Here is an 8,783-nt window from a genome sequence, read left to right as displayed (position 1 = left end):
GTCCTCATCGGCCTCGAGCCTGTCCAGCACCATCCGGACCGCACGGTCCCTGAACGACTGCGGATACTTCGCGGGCATGTCTCCATCCTCTCGATAAAGGATCGGAACGAAACCCAGGGCGGTTCACTCGACTACCGCACCCCCGCAGACGTCGAGGCCGCCTACACTCACCCCACGACGACCGCACCCGCGACCGTCTGACCACGGACGAAACCCAGGACGCTTCAGTTTCGTGCGCTCACCGTAGCCGGGGATGACCCAGTCCGCTGGTGGGCGGGTAGCTCCACCGTGAAGACCGCGCCCTGCCCGCGACCAGGGGAGGTGGCTGTGAGACGTCCGCCGTGGGCTTCGGCCAGGGCCTTGGAAATGGTCAGGCCGATCCCGGAGCCACCATGGTCGCGGTCGCGGGCGGTGTCACCGCGGTAGAAACGTTCAAAAAGGTGAGGTATCTGCTCCAGGCTGATGCCGTCGCCGGTATCGGCGACACGGATGGCCACCCGCCCTGGGCCCTGCCGGTTGGCGCTGAGCGTGACCTGTCCGCCGGCTGGGGTGTGGCGCAGGGCGTTGGAGAGCAGGTTGCCCAGCACCTGGCCCATGCGTTGCCGGTCGGCCTCGATGTCCCCGGCGGTCTCGTCGACGTCGATGTTCAGGGCCACACCTTCGGCGGCGTAGGCCTCCCGGTAGGCCTCGGCGGCCGCGCGCACCAGCTCGGCCACAGGTTGTTCGGTGCGGTCCAGGATGATGCGGCCTTCCTCCGCGCGGGAGACGTCGTTGATGTCTTCCACCAGACGGGTGAGGCGGGCGAGCTGTTCACCCATGAGCTCGCTGGTGGTCTCGTCCCAGTGGGCGACCTCGTCCTGGAGCGCCTCCAGGTAGACCGTGAGCACGGAGATGGGGGTGCGCATCTCGTGGGCCAGGTCGGAGAGCATCCGTCGGCGGGTGTCTTCGGTGCGCTCCAGCTGGGCGGCCATGGTGTTGAACGCCCCGGCGAGGGCGTCCACCTCAGCGCCGGCGCCCATGGCGGGGACCCGGGTGTCGTAGCGGCTGCGGGCCATGGCCTGGGCCGCGTGGGTGAGTGCGTCGATCGGGCGCTGGAGGCGGCGGGTGAACACCAAGGTGACGCCCAGGGCGCATACCAGGGCAGTGGCCAGGGCCATCCCCAGGGTCCAGAGGTTGGTGTCGCGGTAGGCCTGTTCCACATGCATCAGCTGGGTGGCGTCGTGCCCGGCCCCAGCGCGCAGCAGGTGCTCGTGAAAGATCGCCGGGCCCACTATGGAGGCGGCGAGGACCGCGGCGAGGATGCTGGCGATCACCACGATGGTTTGCGCCAGGAAGAACCGGGAGGCCAAGCCTCGTGGGCGGTGCCTGCTCATCGGCTTGCCATGCGGTAACCGACCCCTCGGACCGTGCTGATGCAGTCAAGATCGGGGTGTGCCTCAATGAGTTTGCGGCGCAGATGCCCGATGTGCACGTCCACGATCCGCTCGTCGCCCACCCAGGACGGATCCCACACGATGTCGATGAGCTGACGGCGGGAGTAGGCCCGTCCGGGGCCGGCCGAGAGTGTGGCCAAAAGATTGAACTCGGTGCGCGTCAGTGCGACCGCGGCCCCGCTCACCCGGGCCTCGTGGGCAGCGAGGTCGATGACCAGGTCCCCGAAGACCCATGGGGCCTCTCGAACGGTGACGGTGCGCGGGCGTCGCAGCACGGCCTGGACCCGTGCGACGAGTTCGCGCACGCTGAAGGGCTTGGTGATGTAGTCATCGGCGCCCACCTCCAGTCCGGTCAGCTTGTCGTCCTCGTCCCCACGGGCGGTGAGTATGAGCACATAGCACTCGGAGAAAGACCGAAGGGCACGGCACACCTCGATCCCGTCCAGACCTGGCAGCCCCAGATCCAGGACCACCACATCCGGGTGCTGGTTTCGGGCTGCTTCAAGGGCCGCGGGGCCGGTGTGGGCCTGGTCCACGGTGTAGCCGGCGCGGGAGAGATACGTCGCGATCATCTGCGCTAGGGCCTTCTCGTCGTCGACCACGAGCACCCGTCCCGGATGGGACGGGGAATCGATGCCTGGGTTCATGCCTCCAGTGTCGTCCCCACGCTGTGATCGGGTGACCGCAAGAGCGCAGGTCATCTGCGATCTTCGCTGAATCTTCAAAATAATCCCGGTCTCTACGCCTGTGCGCGGATCCAGAATGGTTGTCGTCGTTCGTGCCCTGCTGTGCCTCGGAAAGGAATCATGAATCAGGTTTCCCGCAGACGGATGTTGACTGGTGGCTTCGGCCTGCTCGGTGCTGGTGTCCTGGCAGGGGGTGCACCTGCTGCGGGTTCCTCCGCGGCACCGTCACTTCCCGGCCGGGCTCTGGTGGAGAAGACGCTTGTCGCGCAGCCGGCGACCCTGGACTTGGGAGGCTTGCAGGTCGATACGTGGGCCTACGGTGACACGGTCCCTGGACCGCTGATCCGGGCCACGGCCGGGGACCGGCTACGGATCACCGTCGACAACCAGTTGCCGGCCGAGACCACCGTGCATTGGCATGGCATCGCCCTGGAAGCCGCTGCCGACGGGGTGCCAGGGTTGACCCAGGACCCGATCGCCACCGGGAGCACCTACACCTACGAATTCACCGCACCGGATCCGGGGACCTACTTCTACCACCCCCACGTCGGGGTTCAACTGGACCGGGCTCTGTACGCCCCGCTGATCATCGATGACCCCAGAGAACCAGGGCGCTATGACCACGAATGGGTGCTCGTGCTCGATGACTGGCTCGACGGCACGGGACGCACGCCCGAGGACGTGCTCCAGGCGCTCACCTCCTCCAGTGGGAACGGGGCCGGCCACGGGGGCATGACCGGAATGGACCACGGGGACATGGACATGAGCTCCCCGGAGGCTATGGGCGGTATGGATCACGCACCGATGAAGGGCGGTGGAGACTCGCCCTACGGCGAGGACGCCGGGGACGTGACCTACCCGCATTACCTGGTCAACGGCAAGGTGCCGGAGGCCCCGGATGTGCTGGCCGCCAAGCCGGGGGACCGGGTGCGGCTGCGGATCATCAATGCCGCCGCCGACACCATCTTTACCGTCGCTCTCGGCGGGCACCGCATGGAGGTGACCCACACCGATGGGTTCCCCGTGAAGCCGCAGGAGACGGACGCGCTGGCCATCGGCATGGGCGAACGTTACGACGCGATCGTCACCATAGCTGACGGGGTCTTCCCGTTCGTGGCCGCCCCCATGGGCAAGGACGGCCAGGCCATGGCGTTGATCCGCACCGGCTCCGGCGCCGCACCGGCCCCGACGGTGACGCCGAAGGAACTGCGTTGCCCGGCCTTGATCGGCGCCGAACTGGAGCCGGCCGACAGCGCCCGGTTGGAGACCCGGGACGTCGAAGTGGCCCTGCCTATGGCGCTGACCGGACAGATGGACCCTTACCAGTGGGGGTTCAACGGCGCTCCATACGGCAAGAATGACCCGCTGATGATCCGAGAAGGCCAACGCGTCCAGCTGGACGCGGCCAACCAGACCATGATGGCCCACCCGCTGCACGTCCACGGCCACACCTTCGCCCTGCCCAACGGATTACGCAAAGACACGGTCATGCTCGCCCCGATGCAATCCCTGGCCCTGCAACTGCAAGCCGACAATCCCGGGGATTGGATGGTCCACTGCCACAACCTGTACCACGGCGAGGCCGGAATGATGATCGAGATGAGATACCGCCGATGACGCTCATGCCCCGACGGGCTCTCCTCGGTTTGGGCCTGGTCACAGGGACCGGGCTGGCGGTCGCAGCTTGCTCCCCGCAGCCGGGTACCTCCACATCGGCCCCCTCCGGTGAGGGCGCCGGCGAGGCCACGGCGATCACTCATGTCCATGCCATCACGCGCGCTCCGGCCGACGGGGCCGTGCTGCTGGCCACCCACGAGGGCCTCTACCGTCTCGAGGACGGGGACCTGACCAGAGCCGGGCCCATCGTGGATCTGATGGGCTTCACCATCGCCGCCGACGGCCGCTACCTGGCCTCAGGCCACCCCGGCCTGGGCGTGGACCTACCCGAGCCATTGGGGCTGGCCGAGTCCGCCGACGGCGGGCAGAGCTGGAGTGTGCTCTCTCGCGGCGGGGAATCGGATTTCCACGCCCTGGCTGCCGGCCCCGCCGGGATCATCGCCTTCGATGGGCAACTTCGGTTCAGCCCCGACGGGCGCACCTGGCAGATGCGCGCCATTCCCTCGGCCCCGGTTTCTTTGGCCGTGTCCCCGAAATCGGGAGCGGTGCTGGCTGCCACAGAAAACGGCGTGCTGCGCTCCACTGACGACGGCGCCAGCTGGTCCCCCCTGAACACCCCCCAGCTGGCCTCACTGGTGGCCTGGGCCGACGACCGCACCATCGCCGCCACAGGGATTGACGGGCGCCTGCTGACCAGCACCGATGCCGGTGCTAACTGGACCTCCAGTGAAGAACCCCTCGGGGAGATCACCGCCCTGGGGGCCAGCCGCACCGATGACGGTGACGTAGAAGCGCTGCTGATGGCAGAAAACCAGGTGCTGCGCACGGTCGACGGGGGAGCGACAACACAGCAGCTGCTGTGACAGCTGGGCTGTGAGCTGACCAGGGCCGAGAATGCCCACCGGGCGGGACTTACCGCAACAAGACAACTTCAGGGAGACGACCATGAGCGAGGCCTCTAAGCGCCAGGAGATGGTCCCGGCGATGAGCGCCGAAGGCGCGGCTCTGTCGCGGAAGCGGCTGAGCGGCATCGGCGCAGCTCGGGGGCTGGCTCTGATCGGGTTGACCGCTATCCACTACCTGCCCGCCCTGGTGGCCGGGGTGGGCTTAGGTCGGGTTGACCGCTATCCACTACCTGCCCGCCCTGGCGGCCGGGGTGGGCTTAGGAAGCATTACAACTTCCCGGAAACCCCTCGCTAAACATACCCCCGGGGGGTACTGTCGAGAATGAGGAGGCAACTATGACGGATTCGCACGCCCACCACCATGGTGGAACCTCGCCCTTGCGCGAGGCCCCCACCCCCGATCACCCCCACGATTCCCAGGACGAGCACTCGGGTGACGGCGGCCACGAGGGAAACGGTGACCATGGAGGCCATGGTGGACATGACCACGTCGCCATGTTCCGCCGCTTGTTCTGGATCTCCCTGGTCATCTCGATCCCCACGATCTTTCTCAGCGGCAGCTTCGCGCACCTGCTGGGCTACCAGTTGCCGGACAACGCACTGATCACCTGGGTCCCCGTGATCCTCGGCACCGTGCTCTACGTCTGGGGCGGCCGCCCGTTCCTGACCGGTGCGGTCGACGAACTCCGGCAGCGCAAACCCGGCATGATGACCCTGATCACCCTGGGCATCTCGGTGGCGTTCTTCGCATCCTGGGGCAGCCACCTCGGGCTGCTGCCACCGGACCTGGAGTTCTGGTGGGAGCTGGCACTGCTGGTCGTGATCATGCTGCTGGGGCACTGGGTCGAGATGGCGTCTCTGGCCCGCACCTCCAACGCGCTCGATGAGCTCGCGGCCCTGCTGCCCGACGAGGCTGAGGTGCTCGACCCTGACGGCTCGACGCGAACGGTCGCGCCCTCGGACCTCGCCGTGGGCGACCGCGTGCTGGTCCGTCCGGGCGGACGCATCCCCGCCGACGGTGAGGTGGTCGAGGGTGCGGCCGACGTGGACGAGTCCATGGTCACCGGCGAGTCGGTGCCCGTCACGCGCGGGCGGGGTGACCGGGTCGTGGCCGGCACCGTGGCCACCGATCGACCGCTGACCCTCGAGGTCACCGAGATCGGCGAGAACACGGCCCTGGCCGGTATCCAGCGCCTGGTCCAGGACGCTCAGTCCTCCTCGACCCGCGCCCAGCGCCTGGCCGACAAGGCGGCGAACCTGCTGTTCTGGTTCGCCCTCCTCGCTGCCGCGATCACCGCCGTCGTGTGGGCGATCCTCGGCACACCCAGCATGGCGCTGGTCCGTGTTGTCACCGTCCTGGTCATCGCCTGTCCCCACGCTCTGGGGCTTGCGATCCCGCTGGTCGTCTCGATCTCGACCGGACGGGCCGCCCGCCAGGGCATCCTCGTCTCGGACCGCAAGGCCCTTGAGCTCGTGCGCAGCATCGACACCGTCGTCTTCGACAAGACCGGCACCCTCACCCTCGGCGAGCCCGCTCTGCTGGGCGTGCAGCTGGCACCAAACGCCCCGGCGGGCATGAACGAGGACCGTCTCGTGGCCCTCGCGGCCGCGACCGAAGCGCAGAGCCAGCACCCTCTGGCGCGGGCGATCGTGGCCGCCGCACAAGACCGTAACCTTGCCGTGCCGCAGGCCACCGGCCACGACAGCGCGACCGCGGTCGGCGTCTCGGCCACCGTCGAGGGCACCGACATCCGCGTCGGTGGCCCCGCGCTGCTCAGCCAGGCCGGTGCGGAGCCGCTGTCCACCGACGAATGGGCTCAGGACGGGCGGATCGTTCTGCACGTCCTCGTCGAGGGCCGAGTTGCCGGGGCCCTAGCCTTGGCCGACGAGGTCCGTCCGGCCGCCCGCGAGGCGATCGAGGCCCTGCACCGCCTGGGGATCGAGACGGCGATGCTGACCGGCGATGCCCACAACGTCGCCGAGGCCGTTGGCCGCGAATTGGGCATCGACCGCATCGAGGCTCAGGTCCGTCCCGAGGAGAAGAGCGCCCGGGTCCGCCAGTTGCAGGAACAGGGCAAGAAGGTCGCGATGGTCGGCGATGGTGTGAACGATGCTCCGGCTCTGGCCCAGGCCGATGTCGGGCTCGCGATCGGCGCCGGAACCGACGTCGCGATCGCCTCGGCCGGGATCATCCTCGCCTCCGAGGATCCGCGCGCGGTGGTCTCGGTCGTGCGGCTCTCGCGCGCCTCCTACCGCAAGATGGTGCAGAACCTCTGGTGGGCTGCCGGCTACAACCTGATCTCGGTGCCGCTGGCAGCCGGTGTGCTGGCCCCCATCGGGTTCGTCATGCCCATGGCCATCGGCGCGCTGCTCATGGGCGCCTCTACGGTGGTGGTCGCGCTCAATGCGCAGACGCTGCGCGGCCTCGACCTCACCGCTGAGGGGTCGGTCGAATGGGCAAAGAATCAGACCTGACCCGGGTCGTCAGCGTGGCCATCAATTCTTCGCCAGTCTGTTGTCGCAGGGTTGGCATAGAGACTTTCAGGCCATCCACGCATGAAGGAACATCAACGAAGGAGACGAGATGAAGAAGTCCATCTGGACTACCAGCATGGCCGCTACCGCAGCGGTGAGCATGCTCGCGCTGACCGCCTGCGGAGGCACCGCGGAGGAGGAAGACGCACAACCCGCACCGTCGCAGACGGCGTCCGAGGCGGCGGCTGCGCCGTCGACATCGTCCGAGTCATCGAATATGGACATGGGCATGGATCATGGTTCCGGGGGTATGGCCGGGCACAATCCCGAGGGCGGGCCCCCGCCCGAGGGCATCGAGGCCGCAGCCGATCCCACCTATCCGATCGACTCGACGGCGGTTCTCACCGCTGACCACATGCCCGGCATGGCGGGGGCAGAGGCGACGATCACCGGTGCCTTCGATACGACGGCCTACTCGGTGAGCTACACGCCCACAGATGGTGGCGAGCCCGTCGTCGACCACAAGTGGGTCGTGCACGAGGAGCTGGAAGATCCGGGTGAGGCGCCTCTTCCGGCGGGTACCGAGGTCGTGCTGGAGGCCGATCACATGCCCGGCATGGAGGGCGCCGAGGCGACGATCGAGAGCTCGACCGAGGAGACCGTGTACATGGTCGACACCACGATCGATGGCATGGAGATGGCCAACCACAAGTGGTTCGTCGAAAGCGAGCTCCAGCCCGCCGAGTAAGCGTGAAAGGGGCGGTGTCCCGGCCCGCACGTCTTCACGAACTCTTCATGGCTTCGCCCTTCCGCCTCCTGCCGGTCGCTGTCTATGGTCAACGGAGCGGGTTGGTGCCTGCCAGCCCGCTCCGTTCGGATCGACAGAAAGAGCGAGACCATGACTCATCACGTGAGCTCGATGCTGGAGACGTACCCGAAGGATCTCGGCGGCATCGACACCCAGAAACTGGCCGAATGCATCGAGGCCTGCTTCGAGTGCGCGCAGACCTGCACCGCCTGCGCCGACGCCTGCCTGGCCGAGGACATGGTCGCGGAGCTGACCCAGTGCATCCGTCTGAACCTGGACTGCGCCGACCTCTGCGAGACCACCGGGAGGGTGCTCTCCCGCCAGACCGGCAACAACATCGACGTCAACCGCGCCGCGCTCGAAACGTGCCGGACGGCGTGCCGGTCCTGCGCCGAAGAGTGCGAAAAGCACGTGGATATGCATGAGCATTGCCGGGTCTGCGCGGAGGCGTGCCGGCGCTGCGAGATCGCCTGCGCGGATCTGCTGGCCTCTCTGGATTGAGACCGGCCTGCTCAGACCTTTGTTCGCCTTCCAGCAGGCTGAGGCTTGCCGCAGCAAGCTGGGGGCGAACCTCAACCGTGGGGGAGATGCCAACGGCGCCAAGCCACAACCAGGTGAGGATGACTGCGCGGTCTACCAGTGGCGTCCGGACCCAGTAATCCATGGTTCGATCCCCACAGGGCCCACCATTGTGATGTCTCAGTACATGGGAAACACCCCGAACCCTCAGGTTCGGGGTGTTTTTCGTTGTGGCTGGTACTTCCGCGTGGGGTCCAGGGTGAGCTCGCGGAGGATCTCTCCGGTGGCCTTGGCCACGATGGTGATCTCGCGGTCCTCAACGATCAGAACGACGTGGGTT

8 protein-coding genes are annotated in these 8,783 nt (G+C 67.5%); 6 read left to right on the top strand and 2 right to left on the bottom strand.

The window, feature by feature from the left end; genetic code table 11:
* The coding region (locus QSJ40_RS12400; RefSeq protein WP_285731296.1) for a hypothetical protein at window positions 1–201 on the top strand (201 nt) is incomplete at its 5' end.
* Between the two features lie 23 nt (window positions 202–224).
* Here QSJ40_RS12400 and QSJ40_RS12395 read toward each other — a convergent pair.
* Together QSJ40_RS12395 and QSJ40_RS12390 are read right to left on the bottom strand one after the other, a co-directional pair.
* Window positions 225–1,373: a sensor histidine kinase gene (locus QSJ40_RS12395; RefSeq protein WP_053446840.1), complete on the bottom strand. Its 1,149-nt coding sequence runs from the start codon at window positions 1,371–1,373 to the stop codon at window positions 225–227.
* On the bottom strand, window positions 1,370–2,080 hold the full coding sequence (locus QSJ40_RS12390; RefSeq protein ID WP_058870846.1) for a response regulator transcription factor: 711 nt from the start codon (window positions 2,078–2,080) through the stop codon (window positions 1,370–1,372). The genes QSJ40_RS12395 and QSJ40_RS12390 overlap by 4 nt, the downstream gene beginning before the upstream one ends.
* A gap of 159 nt (window positions 2,081–2,239) precedes the next feature.
* Between QSJ40_RS12390 and QSJ40_RS12385 the strand changes: the two genes are divergently transcribed.
* The 5 genes from QSJ40_RS12385 (at window position 2,240) to QSJ40_RS12365 (ending at window position 8,425) form a co-directional block, all read left to right on the top strand.
* Complete coding sequence (locus QSJ40_RS12385; protein WP_259895615.1) at window positions 2,240–3,736, top strand: multicopper oxidase family protein; 1,497 nt, start codon at window positions 2,240–2,242, stop codon at window positions 3,734–3,736.
* Entirely contained in the window at window positions 3,733–4,599 is an 867-nt protein-coding gene (locus QSJ40_RS12380; RefSeq protein ID WP_058870844.1) for a F510_1955 family glycosylhydrolase, read from the top strand. Before QSJ40_RS12385 ends, QSJ40_RS12380 begins: the two co-directional genes overlap by 4 nt.
* A 378-nt stretch (window positions 4,600–4,977) precedes the next feature.
* Entirely contained in the window at window positions 4,978–7,116 is a 2,139-nt protein-coding gene (locus QSJ40_RS12375; protein WP_058870843.1) for a heavy metal translocating P-type ATPase, read from the top strand.
* Window positions 7,117–7,225: 109 nt separating this feature from the next.
* Window positions 7,226–7,864 (top strand): DUF1541 domain-containing protein, encoded by a 639-nt coding sequence (locus tag QSJ40_RS12370; protein WP_137802958.1) that lies wholly within the window; start codon window positions 7,226–7,228, stop codon window positions 7,862–7,864.
* Between the two features lie 150 nt (window positions 7,865–8,014).
* Window positions 8,015–8,425: a four-helix bundle copper-binding protein gene (locus QSJ40_RS12365; RefSeq protein ID WP_006214730.1), complete on the top strand. Its 411-nt coding sequence runs from the start codon at window positions 8,015–8,017 to the stop codon at window positions 8,423–8,425.
* Window positions 8,426–8,783: the final 358 nt, after the last annotated feature.

It is taken from the genome of Kocuria sp. NBRC 114282 (genome assembly GCF_030268385.1).
Taxonomy (GTDB): Bacteria; Actinomycetota; Actinomycetes; order Actinomycetales; family Micrococcaceae; genus Kocuria; species Kocuria palustris.
This window is presented reverse-complemented; position numbering and strand designations above follow the sequence as displayed.